This window comes from Paraburkholderia sp., assembly GCF_050742655.1.
Taxonomy (GTDB): Bacteria; Pseudomonadota; Gammaproteobacteria; order Burkholderiales; family Burkholderiaceae; genus Paraburkholderia.
The window spans coordinates 32786-56798 of the sequence record NZ_JBOIGG010000014.1; the positions used below are offsets into that span (position 1 = coordinate 32786).

The 24013-nt window shown below is 61.9% G+C and carries 16 protein-coding genes and 1 tRNA gene; 4 read left to right on the forward strand and 13 right to left on the reverse strand.

What is annotated here, in order from left to right; genetic code table 11:
* Nucleotides 1–16 precede the first annotated feature (16 nt).
* The 7 genes from ACREXZ_RS19730 to ACREXZ_RS19760 form a co-directional block, all read right to left on the reverse strand.
* A complete protein-coding gene (locus tag ACREXZ_RS19730; protein WP_431765799.1) occupies nt 17–1324 on the reverse strand; it encodes an SEL1-like repeat protein in 1308 nt (435 codons plus the stop codon).
* 3 nt (nt 1325–1327) lie between these two features.
* A complete protein-coding gene (locus ACREXZ_RS19735; RefSeq protein WP_431765800.1) occupies nt 1328–3337 on the reverse strand; it encodes a phospholipase D-like domain-containing protein in 2010 nt (669 codons plus the stop codon).
* 2 nt (nt 3338–3339) lie between these two features.
* Nucleotides 3340–6189, reverse strand: coding sequence for a type VI secretion system Vgr family protein (locus ACREXZ_RS19740; protein ID WP_431765801.1), 2850 nt, complete (start codon nt 6187–6189; stop codon nt 3340–3342).
* A gap of 601 nt (nt 6190–6790) precedes the next feature.
* Nucleotides 6791–7693 (reverse strand): hypothetical protein, encoded by a 903-nt coding sequence (locus ACREXZ_RS19745; protein ID WP_431765802.1) that lies wholly within the window; start codon nt 7691–7693, stop codon nt 6791–6793.
* A gap of 608 nt (nt 7694–8301) precedes the next feature.
* Nucleotides 8302–8391, reverse strand: a tRNA-Ser gene (locus tag ACREXZ_RS19750).
* A gap of 149 nt (nt 8392–8540) precedes the next feature.
* Complete coding sequence (gene serS, locus ACREXZ_RS19755; RefSeq protein ID WP_431765803.1) at nt 8541–9836, reverse strand: serine--tRNA ligase; 1296 nt, start codon at nt 9834–9836, stop codon at nt 8541–8543.
* A 93-nt stretch (nt 9837–9929) separates the two neighbouring features.
* The gene (locus tag ACREXZ_RS19760) at nt 9930–11243 is read right to left on the reverse strand and encodes a replication-associated recombination protein A (protein WP_431765804.1); all 1314 of its coding nucleotides are present in this window, start codon (nt 11241–11243) and stop codon (nt 9930–9932) included.
* A 232-nt stretch (nt 11244–11475) separates the two neighbouring features.
* Here ACREXZ_RS19760 and cytX point away from each other — a divergent pair, with 232 nt between their 5' ends.
* Nucleotides 11476–12795, forward strand: coding sequence for a putative hydroxymethylpyrimidine transporter CytX (gene cytX / locus ACREXZ_RS19765; RefSeq protein WP_431765805.1), 1320 nt, complete (start codon nt 11476–11478; stop codon nt 12793–12795).
* A gap of 28 nt (nt 12796–12823) precedes the next feature.
* Here cytX and lolA read toward each other — a convergent pair whose 3' ends face one another.
* Both lolA and ACREXZ_RS19775 read right to left on the reverse strand, forming a co-directional pair.
* Entirely contained in the window at nt 12824–13558 is a 735-nt protein-coding gene (gene lolA, locus ACREXZ_RS19770) for an outer membrane lipoprotein chaperone LolA (RefSeq protein ID WP_431765806.1), read from the reverse strand.
* Between the two features lie 78 nt (nt 13559–13636).
* Complete coding sequence (locus ACREXZ_RS19775) at nt 13637–15952, reverse strand: DNA translocase FtsK (RefSeq protein ID WP_431765807.1); 2316 nt, start codon at nt 15950–15952, stop codon at nt 13637–13639.
* Between the two features lie 319 nt (nt 15953–16271).
* Here ACREXZ_RS19775 and trxB point away from each other — a divergent pair, with 319 nt between their 5' ends.
* The 3 genes from trxB to ACREXZ_RS19790 all read left to right on the forward strand — a co-directional run bounded on the left by trxB (nt 16272) and on the right by ACREXZ_RS19790 (nt 18818).
* Complete coding sequence (gene trxB / locus ACREXZ_RS19780) at nt 16272–17270, forward strand: thioredoxin-disulfide reductase (protein ID WP_431765808.1); 999 nt, start codon at nt 16272–16274, stop codon at nt 17268–17270.
* Nucleotides 17271–17428: 158 nt separating this feature from the next.
* The gene (locus ACREXZ_RS19785; RefSeq protein WP_431765809.1) at nt 17429–18184 is read left to right on the forward strand and encodes a Smr/MutS family protein; all 756 of its coding nucleotides are present in this window, start codon (nt 17429–17431) and stop codon (nt 18182–18184) included.
* A 46-nt stretch (nt 18185–18230) separates the two neighbouring features.
* Entirely contained in the window at nt 18231–18818 is a 588-nt protein-coding gene (locus ACREXZ_RS19790) for a trimeric intracellular cation channel family protein (RefSeq protein WP_431765810.1), read from the forward strand.
* 763 nt (nt 18819–19581) lie between these two features.
* Here ACREXZ_RS19790 and ACREXZ_RS19795 read toward each other — a convergent pair.
* From ACREXZ_RS19795 to ACREXZ_RS19810, 4 genes are all read right to left on the reverse strand, one after another.
* The gene (locus tag ACREXZ_RS19795; RefSeq protein WP_431765811.1) at nt 19582–20697 is read right to left on the reverse strand and encodes an ABC transporter ATP-binding protein; all 1116 of its coding nucleotides are present in this window, start codon (nt 20695–20697) and stop codon (nt 19582–19584) included.
* A gap of 110 nt (nt 20698–20807) precedes the next feature.
* On the reverse strand, nt 20808–21665 hold the full coding sequence (locus tag ACREXZ_RS19800) for a carbohydrate ABC transporter permease (RefSeq protein WP_431765812.1): 858 nt from the start codon (nt 21663–21665) through the stop codon (nt 20808–20810).
* The gene (locus tag ACREXZ_RS19805; protein WP_431765813.1) at nt 21655–22596 is read right to left on the reverse strand and encodes a carbohydrate ABC transporter permease; all 942 of its coding nucleotides are present in this window, start codon (nt 22594–22596) and stop codon (nt 21655–21657) included. The genes ACREXZ_RS19800 and ACREXZ_RS19805 overlap by 11 nt, the downstream gene beginning before the upstream one ends.
* 160 nt (nt 22597–22756) lie before the next feature.
* Nucleotides 22757–24004: an ABC transporter substrate-binding protein gene (locus ACREXZ_RS19810; RefSeq protein WP_431765814.1), complete on the reverse strand. Its 1248-nt coding sequence runs from the start codon at nt 24002–24004 to the stop codon at nt 22757–22759.
* Nucleotides 24005–24013: the final 9 nt, after the last annotated feature.

The window sequence follows — 24013 nt, forward strand, 5'->3', positions numbered from 1 at the left end:
ACCGAGTATCGAAGCGTCATGCCTGATCGATGTACGCGACCAGTTGCCACGTGACCTTCGTGGTTTGCTGGCGTGTGCCCATCAGGCTGTCAAGAAGCACCAGCTTGCGCGGTTCGTGCACGACGAGTGAAGGTAACGTATCGCCCTTCAGGAAACGTCGCTGTGCATCGCCAAGTTGACCTGCTTCGAGCTTTGCGCACCACACGCCATCTTCGGGGCAAGTATCGCCGGTGCTTGCGATGGCGCCGATCGGGAGACGTGTGGCCACGTTTGCCGGCTGCTCTTCCTGCGATGTCTTGCTTGTTGATGCAGCCAGTGGCAGGCCGGTTGCAGGATCGAGGTTCTTTGCCTTCGCTAGCTGGTCAATCAGTTCTTCGGACGGTTGTTGCGGTGGCACCGCTGTGTCCTGTTCCTTCTGCCACTGGAAGGTGCCGTCCCAGGGTGGCAGCTTCGCCGGCGGCAACGGCACGATCTTGTCGATGTCGGGAACCTTGGGGTTGCGACCGTCGTTGCTATCAATGAATTTACCGATTAATTCATAGCGCCGTGCGCGTTCGGGATCGTTCTCTAACCCGAGGTAATAAAGACGGTTTGAAGCTGGTGGCCCCTTAAAGCCATTCTCCAAGAAGGAGGCTGACGTACTATCGCCGACACTCACTCCTTTCTGGAAAACAACGACAGCTTGAGGATAAAGTGAATTGTTCTTCAGGTTGATCCCTAACGTATTTGCTGCGTCGCCGTACCCTTGGTCTGTCGCACATTGGCGCATTTGACGCGCGATATCTGGTGCCCGGTCATGTGGTGCCAGTTGTTCAGCAACATACGCTTGCGCCTCTGGATTACCTAGGTCAGCAGCCTTGCGGAAGTAACGCAAGGCGGACTCAGTATCCTGCTTAAGGCCATAACCGGTTTCAAGGTAGTGACCAATATCGTAGTAACCGCTTGGGACGCCTTGCTTGACCAGTTGCATGGCGAGATCAACCGCCTCGGTCGGCGCATTGGGCGAACTGGCCAATCCCTCCGAGATAAGCGATTGCAGGTTCTGGTTCGCCTTGTAATGCTCGTGTGCTGCCGCTATCCGGTAGTAGCGAGCCATATCATTGAAGTCTTTTGAGCCTTCTTTTTTTTCCAGATATCGGGCGTACTTAAAAAGACTGTCAGCCTGTGGATCGAGAGGGGGCAAATGATCGTCCTGATGCGTACAGGTAAACGAGAGATTGGCGCGCACAGCGCTCATGTCAGGTAATGCAGTCACCGGAGTTTCCTTTTTCGTACAGGCGCAAAAGAAAAGCGTCAATGCAATGATCAATAGTTGTCTGTTCATGAGTCAGTCTGATCGGGAAATCGCGGCGGACGTTCGCAAGAAACCGACAAGCGACGCAGCGGGACTTTGATTGTCGTTCTTCAAGTCCGCGTTGTTCTTGATGATGTCACCCCAAGCTTTGAAGGCTTGCACCGGATCATCTTGGGCCCCTTGCCCGTTGGTGTGCAGCTTCCACAGTTTCGAGCGTAACGATTTCGCCGCGTCTTGATGCTCGGTACAGATGTTCAATTCGCTATCGCCTTCCATACTGCGGGAATTGATGTTCGCCGAACCGATGGTCGTGAATGCATCATCGATAACCATCAGCTTCGCATGGACGTATACAGGCAACCAGTCACCGGCGGGTGAATCAGGCGCAACCAGCGTACACACATGAACCTTGAGTCCGGTTACGTTCATTGACGGGATATCTACGTTCTTGATGTCCTCACTCTTAAACGCATCGATATCCTGCCAATCCTTCTGAATAGCGCTCTGATTTTCCCTATATGCCGACATGGCACCCGACGTGGAGCCGGGATTGAAGGGATCGATTTGCACCGACTGTCCGGACTCCAGTTCCTTTTCGCGGGCCGTGTCACTCGCAAGTGCGTCGTCGAGCGCTTTCTGTCTCGCGTCTCGCGCCGCGCTCAGCGCAGGATTCTGAATCTCCCTTGTGACGCCGGGCATCGCATTTGTCTGTCCCAACCCATGCAACATCCGATAGGTATTGAAGCTGCCGGGACCCACTGCTTCCTCAACGGAATTCGTAATCACGAACAGATGGATCGGACCGTGATAACCCGGGTCGCGCCCCCCTTTGATCTGCTGCAATGCAGTCTGTCTAATCTTGTCCGCGAGCGGAACCCAACGGAAATACTGGTTCTGGATGAAGATGTACTTTGTCGCATTATTTACCGCTTGCAGGTACATTGTCTTGATGTCCTGCTTGTCTTTCTGGGACTGCGTGCGAAGTAGCTGTGCTATCACACGCGCATCATCGCCGACCTCGGGGCGCAACTTCAGCTTGCATGGGTCGATTTTTTCCCGCGATTCGCCCAGACTCTGGCCGGTCGCATCGTCCCATGCCTGACAGAAATTCTTGTTCAGATCTCGCAATACTGGGCCGGTTATACGACTCGAAACATCCTGCCACGGATAGGGGCCGTTGCGGCCCTCATCGTGTTCCTTGCGCGCATAGTGATGCTCACTCGTGTCCCAGTACTGGTCGAGCATGTTGTGCCCCATCACGAAGCCCGTAGCGCGGTTCGGGTCCTCGTAGTCGATCAGCACCATCTTCTGGTGATGGGTCGGTGTCAGATAACCCGTCACATAGCTGTTCGTGATTTTCGTGCGGGTATCGCGCTCAGTATCCTTACCTCGCATGTAGAGTCGCCATTCGTTTTCGATTCGCTCGTCGAGACTGAAATCCCGCGTGGCGAATTCGACATTGGAAAGGGTGAGCGGATACTGACCGAGCCACCTGAGCCTGCGCAATGCGGACTCGAACCATGAGCCGGCCATCGTGACATTGTTCAGGTTCGCACAGTAATACCAGAATGTATCGTATAGACGTTCGGTATTGGTCTGGTAGTCACGCGAGAGTAGCGAAAACTTCCGGAACGCCCAGTCGGGAATCAGCTGCTTGACCCAAGTCTGTATATTTTCGCCCGGCATGTTGTTCTCGCCCCACTGGGACAGATACCAGTCGTCGTGCCAGCATAGCAGGCGCACCTTCACATCTTCCTTGCCCTTCTGTACGAGCAGTTGGCCGATGGACTTCGTGCCGCCCGTGCCGCGCCTGAAATACATCGACGGCTGGAACCCCCAGCATATGATGTCAATAGAATGCTTTGCGGCGAGGATCGTGTCGTATAGCCAGCCGAATGCTTCATCCCCATTCACCAGAGGTCTGAATGTACATTGGTCCGGACTGTATTCGGTGCCCTGCACAAACCACGGCGACGTTACGTTCGCCGTACATGTCTGGTTCAACGCCATCGGCGAAGTAATCGTTGTCGTCGGTGTTGCCATTACTATGCTTCCGAAGATGGGTTGAGCAGATCGTTATAAACCTGCCTGTGCACGGCCCGGTCAGGCGCAGCAGTATCACCGTCCGACAGGCTCTCGTGAAAATGGAACCCCTGATTCGCCAGTGCGCCGTTATGGGCATCCCGATAATCTCCGGGCACGGGAATTTCATGCTTGACGCCGTTTGCCAGTTCTAGCGTGTACTTCTGCGTCGTTACATGATGGTCGATCGGCAACTGCCCGGTGCTATCGAATACGCCCTGCTTCACCAGCGCGCCATCCGCGTAGAGTTTGTACGGCATACCCGCAGGAACGGCACTCGCGGCAGAGGGTGACGCGAAGGTACTCAACGACAGTTGCCGTGTAGGCAAGTCCTTGAACGCGGGGTTGGTCACGTCCATCCTCGTCGGTCCGCTGAACGGGAAGCTCGCCCCCTTGAAGTCGATCTTGCCCGGCGCGTGAATCTCGATATTGCCGTCCTTGATGCGGATATACGCGCCGCCCGAGGTCAGCAGAATCTCCTGCTGCGCCGCCGCCTGAATCTTCTCTGTCGCCGATGCCAGCATCAGCGACTTCTGTGCGGTCAACTCGACGTTGTCCGCATGCGCCTGCACCTGAATCTTCCCCTTCGCAGCAAACAGCTTCATCCCTGCGTTCTGCACGAACAGGCTCAACTTCTGCGTGACGCTCGCGACAAGCGATTTACCCGTCGCGATGTGCGTGCTCTGACCGCTCACCAGGTTGATGTGCTGGTCCGTCGCGACATGCGCCGACTTCTGCGTCGACAGCGCAATGCCCGCGGGCGCCGCGAACAGCATCACCGGCTGCGTGAATGCATTGGCATTGCCGGTTCCTCCACCTGCGGTGGCACCGCCACCACTCGTCGCACCCGCCGCGCTGTGCTGCGTCGCGTCGGTGAACGTCTTCATCGCATCGTGACCGTCCTTCAGGCTTTCGGCCTGCGACGTTTCGCTCGCCTGCGACAGTCCCTCGATCACGCTCTCCGAATTGACCAGCTGGTTGCTGGCTATCCGCGCATCGAGCGGCTGGCTCGCGACTGGATGCGTCGATACATAGAGCCCCCGTCCCGCACGCAGTGCACCGTACGCCTCGGAACTCAGATCGAAGCCGCTGCCGAGATAGTTTCCGCGCGTATTGCCGCTTTGGTCGATCAGATAACCAAGGTGCAGTTGCGCGTTCGTGCTCGAGCTGTATAACTGCACGCGATTCTGGCCAGTCGAATCGTCCATCACCATCTGGTTGAAGCCGCCGCCAGAGAACTCCTTCGAGCGGTACCCCGAGAGCAGCGCGTTCGAATGCCACTGCGGTGTCGCCGCACCGTTGTACACACGATGCAACGCGATCGGCCGATCGATATCGTTGCCGACATGACCGATCAGCAGCTCTTCGCCCGCACGCGGCATATGCACGCTGCCATAACCGTCGCCCGTATCGGACTGCGCGACGCGCACCCAGCACGACGCGCGCTCGTCGCCTGCGTTGAGCCGGTCCCAGACGAACAGCACCTTGATCCGGTTCAGCGCGTCGGTGTAGGCCTCTTGTCCCTTCGGACCGGCCACGATCGCGGTCTCAAGTTTCGCCTCGGGTTTGTCGTGTTCGAACGGGCTGTGGTACGGCACCGTCGTGCGCTGCGCTTCGATAGAGACACGGTAAAAACCCGACGAGCCATCCGAATGCGCCACGCTGAACAGCTTGCCGGGATCGTCTGCCCGAGCCTGCGCAAGCTGGTTGTTCAGGCTGTGCGGGTAGTTCGCTTCGTGCCCGGAGAGCGGCAGGTTGTTCTCGATCGCCCATTCGACCGCGATGCTCGCGAATTCACGCTGGTCAGCGGAATCCTGATCATGCGCGGGATGGCCCGAGATCGTAAAACGCCGCCCCGCATCGATCCGTCGCAGACCGGCCTCGCCGTGAAAACGTTTGGCCTCCGATTCCCACTCCTCCATGCGAATCTTCGACAGATGATCGCCGCGGTCCTGTTCCGGATACGTGTAGCCGCCCGTGTATTCGTAGACCTCTGTCTGAGTGGGCAAGCTACCCTGATTGGCCATCGTTGGAACCGATGTGCCTTTCGGATTGACCGGCGTGGATGGACTTTTGTAGTCGAAGGTGCGCGTCGACAGCACGGCGGATTGCAGCGTACGCGTGCCGGACCAGTGCGTGAGCCCATCGGCTTCGCTATTTGTCCCGGCGCGGTAAAAGTCGACAGCCTCCGGCGAGAGCGGTGCGAGCGTCTGAAGACGGTCGGTAATCACCAACGTGTGCGACTTGCCGTCGTCGGCCTGCTGCCACACACCGTACAGCCCTTCAGACTCGAGCAGCCGATGTACGAAGTTCCAGTCGAACTCATCCTGCCGACAGTACGAACGCGTGGGCAACGGCTTCGACAGCACGAAACGGAACATCCCCTGTGCCTGCGGATGCTGGTTGAACACGTCCGTGATGATCTCGTCGACGCTTTTGTCCTGCCAGTGTCGCTGGTCGCGGCGGTACTTCAGGAAGTGCATCCACGACGAGAAGCCGAGTTGATATGTGGTCAGGCTGCCGTCTGCCCCGAGTCGGCGCACCGTATGCACGTAACCGTGATGCGGCAGGTACGTCCCGTCGGTCTGCTGGATCCACAGCGTGATGGCCTGCGCGATGAGGCTCTTCAGTTGAACGTCGCCTGAAGTGGACACGCAGTCGAGGATGAAAAGGAAATCCCGGCCGATCCGCGAGTGTCCGGCGACCCGATGCGGCAGCAGGACATTATTGCCTGCCGGCGTATCCAGCTTCAGAAGGCGGTCCTGCTGCGACAACCCGCCGGTTATTGCCCCGATTAAGTCCTGCGCGCCCATGTTTTTCTCTATCTGATTATTCGTTCACCTCGCGCGATTTTACGTATGACGATAATGCTAAAGCAACTGGAAAATCATCAGGAATTGCAAGATGGGGAAGTCGGCCATGCCATCCGGCTATCACAAAAATGATTTATTTCAAAATCATTACAGGAATTCGCCGCGTAAGCAGATACCTGCTGATAGAGCTCACGACCATCGCGGCAAATATGCGAACGTTCTGGATTCACTCCCCGAATTTTCAGAATGATTCGTGAACTGCGTGGAGGTTTATCCATTAATTGCATTCAGTACAGGAGAGCGTCTGGATGATCATGCCAATGGTGAGCGAACGAAGCCCGACGTTTCGATTCGAAGAAGGGGCCCGAGAACGTCGGATCTACCCCGAACCACCCGTCCGCTCGGCTAGAGCTACCTCGATCGGTGAAACGGGCCAGGAAATAGTGAGGCCATCCCATAGGCCCTGGCCCACGGACGAGCGTACCTTTTCCCTTGGCCGTCAAGGGTTCGCTTCGCTGCTACACGCCCTCGACGGAATCAGCTTCGGTGGAGACGAGTGTGAGTGACGACAACCGCTCAAGGCGAAAGTGCCTAACGCGCTCTAGTCGAGCAGATCGGCGAATGCCTGCATGGCTTCACGCCGCCCCCCTCCCCTTGACAGACCTTGGATCGGACCTTTGACCAGTTCCATGAGCGGCTCGTAGTGCCGCTCCGGCTGGCTGTCGATCACCGCCACGAGTCTCGCTAGCGGAGCGCCCCGGCAGTTGTCAGGTAGTCTCTCGATGTCGCTGAGGACGCTTTTAAAGGGTTCAAGGTCGCTGGAATTTTCCGGCAAACGAATCTGGCTGGCAGATTCGCCGAGCCGATCGGCCAAGGCCCGCATTGGCTTGTTTTGCTGCTCCGCAGGCAGTTGCTTGATGTAGTGGAACAGTCCGTTTCTGAGTATCTTCTGAAGACCCTCCGGTAGCTCGCCTGTCTCTTTAATAAGTGCCCCTAGCGGCACGCCTTGCTGATCGTGAGGCAGCTCTTCTCCGACTGCCTTGAGAACGGTCGCGAAGGCTCCCAGATGATCGTCACCATCCAGAAGATGAATCTGACCAGCAAAGGCGGTCAGTTCTTTCGAACGCGGGCTCGGTCTCACCGGCGGCAAGTTTTCCGCCTGCACTCGCAATGGTTCCACGAGCTGACGGTACGTTTCATAATCAATGCGCAGGGGATGACCCTCGGGCATGTTAAAACTGGTCCCGAGTCCCTGAAGAAGCCGATCCGCCTCTAAAGTCGATTGGGGCTGGTGCTCGTCCGGCAATTCGCCCCAGCGCCTTTGGGCGTGCGCGAGGTCGCGCACGGGAGAACGGGCTCTCAGCAACGGCTGAAAGAACCCGGGGATAGCGCTCTCCTGCGCCAAAACGGCCGGAGACGCAGAGGCGCTGGCCGTCGTCGCGACTTCCTCGGTATATTCGTCATGCACTGGGCTTGAGGATCTTGATCGGACGGGTGTAGGCATGACACGCTCCATTGGAATTGTTCCGCGCCGACCATTTCATCCGATTGCGCCAGTCGTTGGACGGTCGCAAGCGAAATCGTCAATCAAAACCCGAACAACCCTCAGGAGCGCGGCTTTAGAGCATGGGTTAGCGGCCGATGCGACCAGCCCCTCGCCCACTGCCGGGCGTATCTTTTCCCGTGACCGTCAAGGGTTCGCTTCGCCGCTACGCGCCGCTGACGGAATCAGCGCTGGGAAGACAGGTGCGGCTTACGACAACGGCTCAAGGACCGCCGATCTTCTGCGAAACAACATACACATCGACGCCGCATATAGAGCACTCGGACGATGAGGCTTCGCTCGACGTGATGACTTCAATTGCGCGGCCCGACTTCTCATAAAACGTAATGTCGTACACGTCGCAGTACAGGTCTTTGCCGACCTTCCCAGAGGCGAGACGCACGGCGTGGGTTTTCGACTCGTCGGGCTTCGTGGGGTCGGTGATACGCGTGAGTACCGGTCGCGGCCTTCGATGGACGCGATGGCGAATGCTTCGTCGATTACCCGCATCGAATGAATGAAAAACCCCGCGACTCTTCTTGAAAGAATCGCGGGGTTTTCGAAAATTCTGGCGGAAAGGGTGAGATTCGAACTCACGGTACCCCTAAAGGTACACCGGATTTCGAGTCCGGCGCATTCGACCACTCTGCCACCTTTCCAGCTTGCCGCTTAGCGTTGCTTGACTTCTTTTAACGTCAAATAACGCTTGATCGACCACTCGCCAAGCGGGTCGCTACTTGGCGAAGGGCAGATTATAGAACAGTCGGAACCGGATTCCAAGTCCCTTTTCTGTCCCGCAGCCACGATCTTACGAAGCCACGAGCTCCAGCCGTTCGATGCCGTCGACGTACGGACGCAATGCCGCCGGCACGGTCACCGATCCGTCCGCGTTCTGGAAATTCTCCAGCACCGCGACGAGCGTGCGCCCCACCGCGAGCCCCGATCCGTTCAGCGTATGCACGAGCTCCGGCTTGCCCTGCGCATTGCGATAGCGCGCCTGCATCCGGCGCGCCTGGAACGCCTCGGTGTTCGAGCAGCTCGATATCTCGCGATACGTCTTCTGCGCCGGCAGCCACACTTCGAGGTCGTAGGTCTTGCTTGCGGAAAAGCCCATGTCGCCGGTGCACAGCGTAATCACGCGATACGGCAACTCGAGCTTCTGCAGAATCGCCTCCGCATGGCCGACCATCTGTTCGAGCGTGTCGTACGACGTATCCGGCGCGACGATCTGCACCATCTCGACCTTGTCGAACTGATGCTGGCGGATCAGTCCGCGCGTATCGCGGCCGTACGCCCCGGCTTCCGAACGGAAGCACGGCGAGTGCGCGGTAAGCCGGATCGGCAACGCGTTCGCATCGACGATGCTGTCGCGCACGGTGTTCGTCAGCGAGATTTCCGATGTGGAGATCAGGTACTGCGTGACGATGTTTTCGCCGCCACCCTTCTCGACGCGGAACATGTCGTCCGCGAATTTCGGCAGCTGGCCGGTGCCGTACAGGATCTCCGGATTGACGATGTACGGCGTGTAGATCTCGGTGTAGCCGTGCTGGCGCGTATGCGTGTCGATCATGAACTGCGCGAGCCCGCGATGCAGCCGCGCGATCTGTCCGCGCAGCATCGTGAAGCGCGCGCCCGACAGCTTCGCGCCCGTTTCGAAATCGAGTCCAAGCGGCGTGCCGACGTCGACGTGATCCTTCACGTCGAAATCGAACTCGCGCGGCGTACCCCAGCGACGCACCTCGACATTGCCCTGCTCGTCGTCGCCAACCGGCACGCTGTCGTGCGGCAGATTCGGCACGCCGAGCAGCAGGTCCGACAGACTCGCCTGGATCTCGTCGAGCTTCGCCGCCGACGTCTTCATCTCGTCGCCGATGCCGCTCACTTCCGCCATCACCGCTGACGTGTCCTCGCCCCGCCCTTTCATCGCGCCGATCTGCTTCGACAGGCTGTTGCGGCGTGCCTGCAGGTCTTCGGTGCGGGTCTGGTTCGCGCGGCGTTCGGCTTCGAGCGCGGAGAACGCCGCGACGTCGAGGGTGTAGCCGCGATCGGCGAGGCGTTTCGCGACGCCGTCGAGGTCTTTGCGCAGCAGCTGGATGTCGAGCATGGGAGGAGGCGACTATTCGTTGTGTGAAAGCGGGATTTTAACGCACCGCCGCGTCGCGCCAGCGGCACGGGCGCGGGAGTGCGCACTTCGGTGTCAGCCCTTCTTCGGCTTGTGTTCGTTGCGCCACTGCGCATCGAGTTCCGCGAGTCGCGCGAGCTTCTCGCCGATCTTTCCTTCGAGGCCGCGCGGCGTCGGCTGATACCAGTGCGGTTCGCGCATGTCGTCGGGCAGATAGGTCTCGCCGGCCGCGTACGCATCGGGCTCGTCGTGCGCGTAGCGATACTCGTGGCCGTAGCCAAGTTCCTTCATCAGCTTGGTCGGTGCGTTGCGCAGATGCACGGGCACCGCGCGCGACTGATCCTTGCCGACGAAGCGTCGCGCCTCGTTGTACGCCATGTACCCCGCGTTCGACTTCGGCGCGATCGCCAGATAGATCACGGCCTGCGCGAGCGCCAGCTCGCCTTCGGGCGTGCCGAGACGCTCGTAGGTCTCCGCGGCATCGAGCGCGATACGCGCTGCGCGCGGATCGGCTAGGCCGATGTCCTCCCACGCCATCCGCACGATGCGGCGCGCGAGGTAGCGCGCATCCGCGCCGCCGTCGAGCATCCGGCAGAACCAGTACAGCGCGCCGTCGGGGTTGCTGCCGCGCACGGACTTGTGCAGCGCGCTGATCTGATCGTAGAACGCGTCGCCGCCCTTGTCGAAGCGGCGCAGATTCTCGGCGAGCGCACTACAGAGTAGCGTGCCGTCGATTTCGGTGGTTTTCTGCTGTGCGGCCGCGCGTGCGACGATCTCCAGATTGTTCAGCAGCTTGCGGCCGTCGCCGTCGGCGGAACCGATCAGCGCGTCACGCGCTTCGTCGGTGAACGTCAGGCCGCCCAGTTCCCGCTGAGCGCGCTCGAGCAGTTCGCGCTGCTCGTCGGCATCGAGGCTCTTCAGCACGTACACCGCGGCACGCGACAACAGCGCGCTGTTCACTTCGAACGACGGGTTCTCGGTCGTCGCGCCGACGAACACGAACAACCCCGACTCGACGTGCGGCAAGAACGCGTCCTGCTGGCTCTTGTTGAAGCGATGCACCTCGTCGACGAACACGAGTGTCTGGTGTCCGTGCGCGCGATGCACCTGTGCGGTTTCGACCGCCTCGCGGATGTCCTTCACGCCCGACAGCACCGCCGACAACGAGATGAACTCCGCGTGAAACGCATCGGCCATCAGCCGTGCGAGCGTCGTCTTGCCGACGCCCGGTGGGCCCCACAGGATCATCGAATGCGCTTCGCCGGATTCGAACGCGACCCGCAGCGGCTTGTTCGGGCCGAGCAGATGCTTCTGGCCGATCACTTCATCGATCGAACGGGGTCGCAGGCGTTCGGCGAGCGGAACATTGGCGCGGGTTTCTTCGAACATGGTGTTTTGGGGATAATCTCGGCTTGCCGTCACGCGATGTGTATGGCGCAGGGCTTGCCGCCCGGCGGACCGCATCGAATGCCGGCATCTGCACCGGGCAACCGGAAAAGGCCGGACGGCACGCGTAATCCTGCATTATGACAGCCGCGGCGCCTGAGCGATTCGGGCCGACCTTATCCGAACCGCACACCACACAACCGCAACGCAACCACCAACACGACAGCGACACTCGATGACACAAGACCCGCTCGCCGGCGAGACCGGTTCCACCTACGCTCCGCTCACGCCCGTGCCCGACTCGCGGCGCGCCTTCCGCACCGGCGACGCGTTCGCGCTGTGGTTCTCGCTCGGCATCGGCCTGCTGGTCGCGCAGGCCGGCGCGCTGCTCGTGCCCGGCCTGTCGCTGCCGGCGGCGCTCGCCGCGATCGGCATCGGCAGTGCGATCGGCGTGGTACTGCTCGCGCTCGCGGGCGTCGTCGGTACGGATACGGGGCTCGCGGCAATGTCGTCGCTACGGCCGACACTCGGCGTGCGCGGCGCGTCGGTGCCGGCCGTGCTGAACGCGATACAACTGGTCGGCTGGGGCTCGTTCGAAGTGATCGTGATGCGCGATTCCGCCGATGCGCTCGCGAAGCAGGCATTCGGCTGGTCGATGCCGCTCGTCTGGACGCTGATCTTCGGGCTGCTCGCCACGCTGCTCGCGATCAGCGGGCCGCTGTCGTTCGTGCGACGCTTTCTGCGCACGTGGGGCATCTGGCTGCTGCTGGCGGGCGCCGCGTGGCTCACGTGGAGTCTGCTCGCGCAGCACGATCTGGCCGCGCTGATGCGCCGTCCTGGCACCGGCGAGATGGCGTTCGGCGGCGCGATCGATCTGGTGGTGGCGATGCCACTGTCGTGGCTGCCGCTGATCGCCGATTACACGCGCTTCGGCCGCCGCGCCGGCGAGACGTTCCGCGGCACGCTGCTCGGCTACGGTATTGCAAACCTGTGGTTCTATGCGCTCGGCGCGGTGTACGGCCTCGCGGCCGGCGGCGGCGATGCGTTGCTGACCACCGCGCTCGCGCAAGCAGGCGGCGGCCTTGCGCTGCTGCTGGTACTGATCGACGAGATCGACAACGCGTTCGCCGACATCCATTCGGCCGCGGTATCGACCGGCACGTTCTGGACGCGTGCGGGTGTGCCGCTGCTATCGGCCGGGTTCGGCGCGCTGTGCACGCTGATCGCGCTGCTGGTGCCGATGGCGAAGTACCAGAACTTCCTGCTGCTGATCGGCTCGGTGTTCGCGCCGCTGTTCGGCGTCGTGCTTGCGGATCACTTCATCGTGCGTCGCCGGGGAATCGACCTGGCCGCGCTCGCGGATCTGCGTGGCCGCTACGGGTTTTCCGGCGGCTGGCACGTGAGCGCGTTCTTTGCGTGGGCGGTCGGCATCGCCGCGTATCACGTGATCAACCAGTGGTGGCCGAATCTCGGTGCGACGCTGCCGGCGCTCGCGGTCGGCGCGCTGGGTTATCTGGCGCTTGTGTCGATTCGCCGGCGCGCCTATGCGGCTTGAACAGGGCTAGCGCCGGCGCTCGAGGTACTCAGCCGTTGATCACGTCGGCACCCTTCGGCACCACGAACTTGAACTGATCCGCCGGCATCGACGGATTCTTCTCGATGTTCGAGAACGTCAGCAGCGTCACGTTGCCGAACACGTCATGTAGTTCCATCGCCTCGAGATTGCCGTTGCGGAAACCGATACCGACACGCTGAAACTGCGTGTCCTTCGCTTTCGGCGTGAGCTCCAGCCAGTCGATGCCCTCTTTCACACCCGCGTCGCGCAGCGTGAAGTTCTTCTGCAGATCGTTGCTGCCGAACAGGATCGCCGCCGGACTCGCGCCAAGCGCGCCACCCAGCGTGCGGATCGTCACCTGATTCAGATCCTTGTCGTACACGTAGAGCTTGTCGCCGTCGGCCTGCAACACCTGCTCGTACGGCTTTTCGTACGTCCAGATGAACTTGCCGGGCCGCGCGAACGAGAATGTGCCGCTCGACGTGCCGCTGAGGCGCACGGTCGGCAGCGCGCCGCTTGCGCCCTGCGCGTTGTTCGGCGCCTTCACCTCGCGCTGCACGAACGAGCCGCGTGCCGAGTGCACCTGCGCGACGAACGCCTGCAGTTGCTCGGTGCCGCTCGCGAACGCCTGCGACGCAACCAGCAGCGATGCGCCGACCGCAACGCAGCCGGCCGCGCGCAGCAGCGCGCGAACCCCATGGCCCAGGCGGGCAAGGCCGTGACAGGCTTCGTGACGGGCTTCGTGCCCGGCGTTGTGCTGCATGGTGTTTCTCCGTGTGTGGAATCGATGGGCCGTGCGGATCGCTGAGCCGGATGCGCGCAGTGCGAACCGCGGCCCGAATCAGTCGGCTTCGCGTGCCGGCACCAGAATCTCGCGATTGCCGTTCGACGACATCGCGGACACGAGCCCCGACTGCTCCATCTGTTCGAGCAGCCGCGCGGCGCGGTTGTAGCCGATGCGCAGATGCCGCTGTACCAGCGAGATCGACGCACGGCGATTCTTGATGACGATCTCGACCGCCTGGTCGTATAGAGGATCGGACTCCTCGCCGCCCGCGCCGGTTCCCGCGGCACCCGCCGAACCTTCGTCGCCCTCGCCCGCCACGCCGCCTTCGAGAATGCCCTCGATGTAGTTCGGCTCGCCCTGCTCCTTGAGCTTGTTGACGACGCGATGCACTTCCTCGTCCGACACGAAAGCACCGTGCACGCGCACCGGCAGACCGGAGCCCGGCGGCAGGTAGAGCATGTCGCCCATGCCGAGCAGCGACTCCGCGCCCTGCTGATCGAGAATCGTGCGCGAGTCGATCTTCGACGATACCTGGAACGCCATCCGCGTCGGCACGTTCGCCTTGATGAGGCCGGTGATCACGTCGACCGACGGACGCTGCGTCGCGAGAATCAGATGGATGCCGGCCGCGCGCGCCTTCTGCGCGATCCGCGCGATCAGCTCTTCGACCTTCTTGCCGACCACCATCATCAGGTCGGCGAGTTCGTCGATCACAACGACGATGGTCGGCAGCCGCGTCAGCGGTTCCGGGTCGTCCGGCGTGAGGCTGAACGGATTCGGCAGTTTCTCTTCGCGCTTCGTGGCTTCGTCGATCTTGTTGTTGTAGCCGGCGAGATTGCGCACACCGACCTTGCTCATCAGCTTGTAGCGGCGCTCCATCTCGGCCACCGCCCAGTTCAACGCGTGGCCCGCCTGACGCATGTCGGTGACGACCGGACACAGCAGATGCGGAATGCCTTCGTAGACGCTCATTTCGAGCATCTTCGGATCGATCAGGATCATCCGCACCTGCTCGGCGCTCGCCTTGTAGAGCAGCGACAGGATCATCGCGTTGATCCCCACCGACTTGCCCGAGCCGGTCGTGCCGGCGACGAGCAGGTGAGGCATCTTCGCGAGATCGGCGCACACCGGCTTGCCGCCGATGTCCTTGCCGAGCCCCATCGTGAGCGGCGACGCCGCGTCCGCGTAGACAGCCGAGCCGAGGATCTCCGACAGCCGCACGGTTTGCCGGCGCTGGTTCGGCAGTTCGAGCGCCATGAAGTTCTTGCCCGGAATCGTCTCGACCACGCGGATCGACACGAGCGACAGCGAACGCGCCAGATCTTTCCCGAGATTGACGATCTGGCTGCCCTTCACGCCGGTGGCCGGCTCGATCTCGTAGCGCGTGACGACCGGCCCCGGGTATGCAGCGACGACGCTCACGTCGACGCCGAAGTCCTTCAGCTTCTTCTCGATCAGCCGCGACGTGAATTCGAGCGTATCGGCAGAAATGGTTTCCTGCGTTTCGGGCGCGGGGTCGAGCAATGCGATGGGAGGCAGCGTCGAATCGCCGGGCAGATCGGTGAAGAGCGGCACCTGCCGTTCCTTCTCGACGCGCTCCGATTTCTCCGGCTTCACGACCGGCGGCACGATGGTGACGGGTTCGTGTTCCTCGATCCGCACGCGGCCCTGTTCGACCTTGCCTTCGCGCTTCACCGCAGCCGCTTCGCCGAGCTTGCGGTCGCGGCCGGCCTCGCGGCGCAGCTTTGCAAACGTGACCGCCGAAATGATCGATTCGCCGACGCGCTCCGCCACCGACAGCCACGAAAAACGGAAATACAGCGACAGCCCGACCGCGAGCACGATGAGCAGCGCGAGCGTACCGCCGGTGAAGCCGAGCGCGTGCGACACGCCGCGCGCGACCGCCTCGCCGATCACGCCGCCCGGCGCGCGCGGCAGCTGGATCTTGAGCGACCACATCCGCAGCGCCTCGATGCCGTCGCAGGCGAGCAGCACCAGTACGAATGCGAAGGCTTCGGCGACCCAGCTGTGGTCACGTGGGGAATCGTCGGTTAATGCCTCGTGATGCGTGATGCGCCGGTAGTTCGCCGAGATGCGCCGCGCCAGCAGCACGACCCACCAGTACGCGGACAGGCCGAACAGCAGCAGCATGATGTCCGACGTCCACGCGCCGACGCGGCCCGCCCAGTTCGCGATGTGATCGACCTGTGCCGCATGCGTCCAGCTCGGATCGCGGCGGCTGTAGCTGACGAGCGCCATCAGCAGGAATACGCCGAGCGCGACCTGCAAGATCCAGCGGATTTCGGTGAAGAGACGCGACATGCGATGCGGCAATGCCTGCGCGTTCGCGGAATATTGTGCTTTTGCCATTGATCCTGTTACTTGGGCGTCCGCAGCGGCTCGGTTACGGGCCGAACCGGCCGCCAGTCGTTCGATCCGGCCTATTGTAAACGCAGTGCCGCGCAGCGGGCTGTAAATGAGGGTAACGGGCCACGGCGGGGTAACTGGGCACAAAACCCCATCCGCCGCACGGGTTCCCTGGCCCTCCCCACGCTATCGCGCCGATCACGAAGCTTCATGAAGCGGCGGATGGCCCCGCCCTTTATAATGCGCGACTGATACCCATCTATTGCTTCGACGCGCTCCCGGCCCGCTCCGGCCTGCCGGACGCCATTTACGGATTTTCATCATGCCCGCACCCACCAAACACGCCAAGGTCCTGATTCTCGGTTCCGGCCCCGCCGGCTATACGGCCGCCGTCTATGCGGCGCGCGCCAACCTGTCGCCGGTGCTCGTCACGGGTCTCGCCCAGGGCGGCCAGCTGATGACGACGACCGACGTCGAGAACTGGCCCGCCGATGCGAACGGCGTGCAGGGTCCGGAACTGATGCAGCGCTTTCAGGAACACGCCGAGCGCTTCAACACCGAGATCGTGTTCGACCACATCCACACCGCGAAGCTGAACGAAAAGCCGATCCGCCTGATCGGCGACGCGGGCGACTACACGTGCGACTCGCTGATCATCGCGACCGGCGCATCGGCGCAGTATCTCGGCCTGCCGTCGGAAGAAGCGTTCATGGGCAAGGGTGTGTCCGCCTGCGCGACCTGCGACGGTTTCTTCTACAAGCAGCAGGACGTGGCCGTCGTCGGCGGGGGTAACACCGCAGTCGAGGAAGCGCTCTATCTCGCTGGCATCGCGAAGAAGGTGACGGTGATCCATCGCCGCGACAAGTTCCGCGCGGAGCCAATCCTGATCGACCGGCTGCTCGCGAAAGAAAAGGAAGGCGTCGTCGAGATCAAGTGGAACCACGTGCTCGACGAAGTGACCGGCGACGCATCGGGTGTCACCGGCCTGCGCATCAAGCACGCGAAGACCGGCGAAACGACGGACCTCGGCCTGCAAGGGCTGTTCGTCGCGATCGGCCACAAGCCGAACACCGACCTGTTCGAAGGCCAGCTCGACATGAAGAACGGCTACATCATCACGAACGGCGGCCTGACCGGCAACGCGACGGGCACGAGCATGCCGGGCGTGTTCGCCGCCGGCGACGTGCAGGATCACGTGTACCGCCAGGCGATTACCAGCGCAGGCACCGGCTGTATGGCGGCGCTCGACGCGCAGCGCTATCTCGAAAGCATTCACGAGAGCGTCGGCGAGCACGTGCTGAGCGCCGAAGCGGACCGGTAAAATAGCGTCCGGGCCCAACCCGGGATATACGTGAGCACACGCACGAGGGCCGCGGCGATTACGCCGGCGGCCCTTGTCGTTTATGCCGCTGGCGTACGTCGCGGACAACCCCACCCTGTTCAGCCCTGTTCACCTTCTTGCGCGATCAGCCGACCGTCATGCCGAAGAACCTGCCTCATCCGAGCGAACCGAAACGCCCGCCGCGTGCCGCGCGACCCGAGCCGCAACCCGCGACGCCCACGAAACCCGCCGTCGATCCCGCGGCCGGCCTCGCGGGTCTCGGTGCGTTGCGCGATGCGTTGAAGTCCGATGCGCAGCATCGCGAACAGGAGCGCGCGGCCTCGGCACAAAAGCGTCGCGAAGCGAGCGCGGATGCCGATGTGTTCCGCCGCGAGATCGGCGAAGTCGCCCCGCTGGCCGCTCCGCCGCGCGCGACGCTCCCGCGCCGCCCGCCCGAACCGCTACCGGTGCAGACACAGCTCGACGAGGAGGCGGTGCTGCAGGAAGCGCTCTCCGACGAGTTCGATCCCGAGGTGCTGCTCGAAACCGACGACAGCCTGTACTACTGCCGACCCGGTATCAGTCAGGAGGTCGTACGCAAGCTGCGTCGCGGCGAGTGGATCGTGCAGGCGCAGCTTGACCTGCACGGGATGCGTCGCGACGAGGCACGCGACGCGCTCGCGGTTTTCATCCGCGAATCGGTGAAGCGCGGGCTGCGCTGCCTGCGCGTGATTCACGGCAAGGGACTGGGATCGATCGGCAAGGAGCCGGTGCTGAAAGGCAAGGTGCGCGCATGGCTCGTGCAGAAGGATGAGGTGATCGCGTTCTGCCAGGCCCGGCCACACGATGGCGGTGCGGGCGCCGTGCTCGTATTGCTGCAACCGGGTGCGCATCCCGCGCGCCCGAAAACCTGACGACCGCGTCGTGGTTCATCCGCGACTGACGCTCGCGCTTGCTGTCATGGAGGCGCTCGCGATCTTCGCGTACGCGATCTCCGGTTTCATCGAGGCGCGCACGCGCCGGCTCGATGCGGTCGGTACGTTTCTGGTCGCGATGGCGACCGCGTTCGGCGGCGGCACGGTGCGCGGCGTCCTGCTGGAACGTCGGCCGTTCTACTGGGTCGAGCATCAGACTTATGTGATCGCGATTTTCGTGCTGTCGTTTTTTGCTCCCGTTGTTTTGAAGGCGACGTCGCGAGTGTTGTCGGAGCGGGCGCTGCTTGTCGCGGATGCGATCGGTCTCGGGCTGTTCAGTATCTCAGGCACGTCGCTCGCACTCGATGCGCAGATGCCATGGTTCACTGCCGCGATGATGGGGGTGCTGACGGGTGTATTCGGTGGCGTGATCCGCGATGTGCTGTGCAATGAGGTGCCGTTGATTTTGCGGGATTCGCGGCCTTATGCGACGTGCGCGTTCGCTGGGTGTTTGCTGTATTTGCTGCTGGCTTATTTCGATGTGGATAATGTTTATAGTGTTTTGATTTCCACTGGGTTTATTCTTTTTGCTCGGCTTGTGACGTTTAAGCTGGATATGCGGTTACCGCATTAGCTTTTTTCGTTTTTCTGATTGATGGTCTTGTCCTTGCAGGCGGCTGCGATTGGGCGCCTCGCGGCGCAGGCGTTGCTGTTTGCTGCTTGCCCTGGCAGGCGGCTGCGATTTGGCGCCTCGCGGCGCAGGCGTTGCCCCTGTGCGGGGCGGCACCTCCTTTCTTTGCCGCGGCAAAGAAAGGAGGCAAAGAAAGCCGCTCGACACGTTACCCAGTCCTTTCCGCGCGTAGCCGGAGATGGCCCGCACCTAAGTGTCGTCCTCGTAGGGATGCGGTAGTGGTCCGAGACGAGATCGTCCATCGCGTCGCAAACCGGAGTGACAAGGCGCCCGCCCACCCCGCGGCGCACTGGTGCGCGCGCGGACAGGTCTGCGTGGGAAACCATTTGGGAAAATGTGGATGCGAAGCGGGAACAGAGACCGCTTTAACCGAAGGGCGTTATGCCTATCGGCGGCGAAGCCCGCCGGAGCGGATGACTGCCTTGTCACTACCGTGTGTGGCGCGAGGACAGATCTCGTCTCGGACCACTACGCTGTGTGAACGAGACGCCCACTTAGGCGAGTGCCACCTGGGCGAGCCTTCGGAAATGAGGAGCTTCGTCTCGAGCGGCTTTCTTTGCCTACTTTCTTTGCCGCGGCAAAGAAAGTAGGTGCCGCCCCGCACAGGGGCAACGCCTGCGCCGCGAGGCGCCAATAAGCACCGACCTGCGGAAAAACCACAGCACAGCGCGAGCAAATACCCCAGGCGCCGCCCAGCAAAAAAACCTTATGCGATCCGCTCCTCATTAGCAGGATCAAACAAAACCGCCTTGGAAACATCAAACAACAACGTCATATTCGCCAGCGCCTGCGGATTCGACGCCGGGTGCACGCGGCTCACCACCCGCTTGCCGTTCACCTGCGCGAATACCAGCGTGTCCGGACCGGTCGGCTCAATCACATCGACCTTCACTTCGATCGACTGCAGCTTCGCATCCTCAACGTTATGCGCGCTGCGCGCATCGGTGATGCGCTCCGGACGCAACCCGAGAATCACCTCACGCCCCATGTGGCTGCGTACCTTGCCGTCGAACGGCAGATTCAGCACGCCGCGCCATGCGCCCGTGTCGAGTTCGAGACCCGTGCCCGAACCCTGCTCGACCAGCTTGCCCTGAATGAAGTTCATCGGCGGCGCACCGATGAAGCCAGCGACAAACAGGTTCGACGGCGAATCGTAAATGTCCTGCGGAGCACCGAACTGCTGAACGATCCCGTCCTTCATCACCGCGATGCGATCGCCAAGCGTCATCGCTTCGATCTGGTCGTGCGTCACATAGACGATCGTCGTGCCCAAACGCTGATGCAGCAGCTTGATCTCCGAACGCATCTCGATCCGCAGCTTCGCGTCGAGGTTCGACAGCGGTTCGTCGAACAGGAACATCACCGGGTCGCGCGCGAGCGCACGGCCCATCGCGACACGCTGCCGCTGGCCACCCGATAGCTGGCCCGGCTTGCGGTCGAGCAGATGCTGGATCTGCAGCATGTTCGAAACACGATCGACGATCTGCTTCTGCTCGCCCTTCGGCACCTTGCGGATGTTCAGGCCGAACGAGATGTTTTCGCGCACCGTCATCGACGGATACAGCGCGTACGACTGGAACACCATCGCGATGTCGCGATCCTTCGGCGACAGGTCGTTCACGACCTTGCCGTCGATCAGGATGTCGCCCTTCGTCACGGTCTCGAGACCGGCGATCATGTTGAGCAACGTCGACTTCCCGCAGCCGGAGCCGCCGACGAGAATCAGGAACTGGCCGTCCTCGATGTCGATGTCGACACCCTTCAGAACCGGCACTCCGTTCGAATAAGTCTTGTACACGTCACGGATGGAAAGGCTTGCCATGCTGTGAATCCTCTAGTCTCTGTACTGCGTCGGCACCGCCGCGCGAGCGGCACCGGCCGGATGCTGTTCAAGCCATGGCGGCGCGTTGCGCCGCCATGGCGTTCGTTGGGTTAGCCCTTCACTGCGCCCGCCGTCAGGCCGCGTACGAAGTAGCGGCCGGCGATCACATAGACGAGCAGCGTGGGCAGCGCAGCGATGATCGCGCCGGCCATGTCGACGTTGTATTCCTTCACCCCGGTCGACGTGTTCACGAGGTTGTTCAGCGCAACCGTGATCGGCATCGAATCGACACCCGAGAACACGATCCCGAACAGGAAGTCATTCCAGATCTGCGTGAACTGCCAGATCAGGCACACCATGAAAATCGGCAGCGAAACCGGCAGCAGAATCTTCGTGAAGATCACGAAGAAACCCGCACCGTCGATGCGCGCCGCCTTCACGAGTTCGGCCGGAATGCTCACGTAGAAGTTACGGAAGAACATCGTCGTGAACGCGATCCCGTACACCACGTGAACCAGCACGAGGCCGCTCGTCGTATTCGACAGACCGAAGTAGCCTTCGACACGCGCCATCGGCAGCAGGATCGCCTGGAACGGAATGAAGCAGCCGACCAGCAACATCGTGAAAAGCGCGTCGGCGCCGCGGAACCGCCAGTGCGTGAGCACATAGCCGTTGAACGCACCGATGATCGACGAGATGAGCACGGCCGGAATCACCATCCGCACCGAGTTCATGAAGAACGGCTCCATGCCGTCGCAACGCACGCCCGTGCACGCCTCGCTCCATGCCTTGATCCACGGCGCGAAGGTCGGGTGGGACGGCGGCGTCAGCAGGTTGCCGTGACGCAGCTGATCCAGGTCCTTGAACGACGTGGACAGCATCACGTAGAGCGGAAACAGGAAGTACAGCGCAAACAGAATCAAGGCCGCGTAAATGACGGCACGGCTGATCGTCATCTTAGGCTGCATTGCGCGTGCTCCTCGATTCCATGTACATCAGCGGCACGAGCACGGCCACAACGGTCGCGAGCATCATCATCGACGACGCTGCGCCGACACCGAGCTGCCCACGGTTGAACGAAAACGTGTACATAAACATGGCCGGCAGCGACGACGACGTACCCGGGCCGCCCGCAGTCAGCGCGACGACGAGGTCGAAGGTCTTGATCGTGATGTGGCAGAGAATCAGCAGCACCGAGAAGAACACCGGGCGCATGCTCGGAATCACGATGCGGCGGTAGATGGTGGGCAACCTTGCGCCGTCCACCTGGGCAGCCTTGAAAATTTCGGCGTCGACACCGCGCAGACCGGCGAGAAACAGCGCCATCACGAAGCCGGTGGATTGCCAGACGGCCGCGATCACGATACAGAAGATCGCGCGGTCGGGATTGTCCAGCCAGTCGAACGTAAAGCTCGTCCAGCCCCAGTCATGGAACACCTTCTGCATGCCGAGGTTGGGGTTCAGGATCCATTGCCATGCGGTGCCGGTCACGATGAACGACAGCGCCATCGGGTACAGAAAGACCGCGCGCAATGCGCCTTCGCTGCGGATACGCTGATCGAGCAGGATGGCGAGAAACAGGCCGAGCGCGACGCAGATCGCGATGAACGGAATGCCGAACCAGCCGAGATTCGCGGCGGCGGTCCACCAGACGTCGTTGTCGAACAGTTCGCGATAGCGGTCGAGGCCGACGAAGTTGTAGCGCGGCATCAGCCGCGAATCGGACAACGACAGAAAACCGGTGACGAGGATAAAACCGTAAACGAAGACCAGGCTGATCACGATACTGGGGGAGAGCACCAGCTTCGGAATCCAGCGATCGGCTAACGCCGCTAGCGGCGACGTGCGGCGGGTCACGGCGGCCGTGTTCTTCCCGTTTCCGCTAAGAGAAGCAGTCACTACTCAACTCCTGAAACTGTACGGCCCGCGACTGCAGGCACGAAACGCAACGCTGGACGGACATGGGACGTAGCTCTGGGTCACGCGTCGTGCAAGACGCGCGGCGTGCCCGGTTACGCGTGGAGTCGCAACCGGGCAGCAGCCATCCTGCCTGCTTCGCTTACCTGGTCTTCGCAGCCTTCGCGAGGTCTGCCACTGCAGACTGCGAATCCTGCGTCGAGTTCATGAACTTCGTCACGACGTCGGTGATCGCACCAGCGGTCGCATCCGGCTGAGCCATGCCGTGTGCGAGCGACGGCACATAACCGCCCGCCTTGATCGCGGTCTGCTCATCCGCGTACGACTGCTTGCCGCAAGCGTCGAACTTGTCCATCGGCACGCCGAGGCGCACCGGGATCGAACCCTTGTACAGGCTGAACTGCTCCTGAAATGCCGGGCTCATGATCGTCTTCGCGAGCGCGAGCTGACCAGGCGTTGCGCCCGTCTGGCCCTTCTGCTGGAAGAACACGAACGAGTCGACGTTGAACGTGTATTGCTTCGACGTGCCCGGCACCGGCGCGCAGACATAGTCCGTGCCCGACTGCTTGCCGGCGTTCGCGAACTCGCCCTTCGCCCAGTCGCCCATGAACTGCATGCCGGCCTTGCCGTTGATGACCATCGCCGTCGCGAGGTTCCAGTCGCGGCCGGTACGGCCGTTATCCATGTACGACTCGATCTTGCGGACCGTATCGAACACGTTGACCATCTGCTGCGACGTCAAGGTCTTCTGGTCGAGGTCGACGATGGCCTTCTTGTAGAAGTCCGCGCCTTGCGACAGCACGACGTCTTCCCACAGCGTCAGATCCTGCCACGGTTGACCGCCTGCGGCGACCGGCTGGATGCCTGCTGTCTTCAGCTTGTCGGCGAGCGCGAAGAATTCCGGCCAGGTGGTCGGCGCCTTCGCACCGACCTTGTCGAGCGCAGCCTTGTTGATCCACACCCAGTTGACACGGTGCACCGAGAACGGCGCGGCGACATAGTGGCCACCCGCGTGCATGATCTTGTCGATCTGCGGCGGCAGGTTCTTCTTCCAGTCACCCGCGACCGAGTCGATCGGCACCAGCACGCCCTGATCGGCCCATTCCTGGATCAGCGGACCCTTGATCTGCGCAGCGCTCGGCGCGTTGCCCGAGATCACCTGCGTCTTCAGCGCCGTCATGGCCGCCGCACCCGCGCCGCCCGCAACCGCGAAGTCCTTCCACGTGTAACCCTGCTTCGTCATGTCGTCTTTCAGGACGCCGACGGCTTTCGACTCGCCACCCGAAGTCCACCAGTGCAACACTTCGATGGATTCGGCCGCCTGCACTGCCGACACGCTACACATCAGACCTGCGGCGCACAGGGCGCCCATGATCGCGCGGATTTTCATTGCTTATCT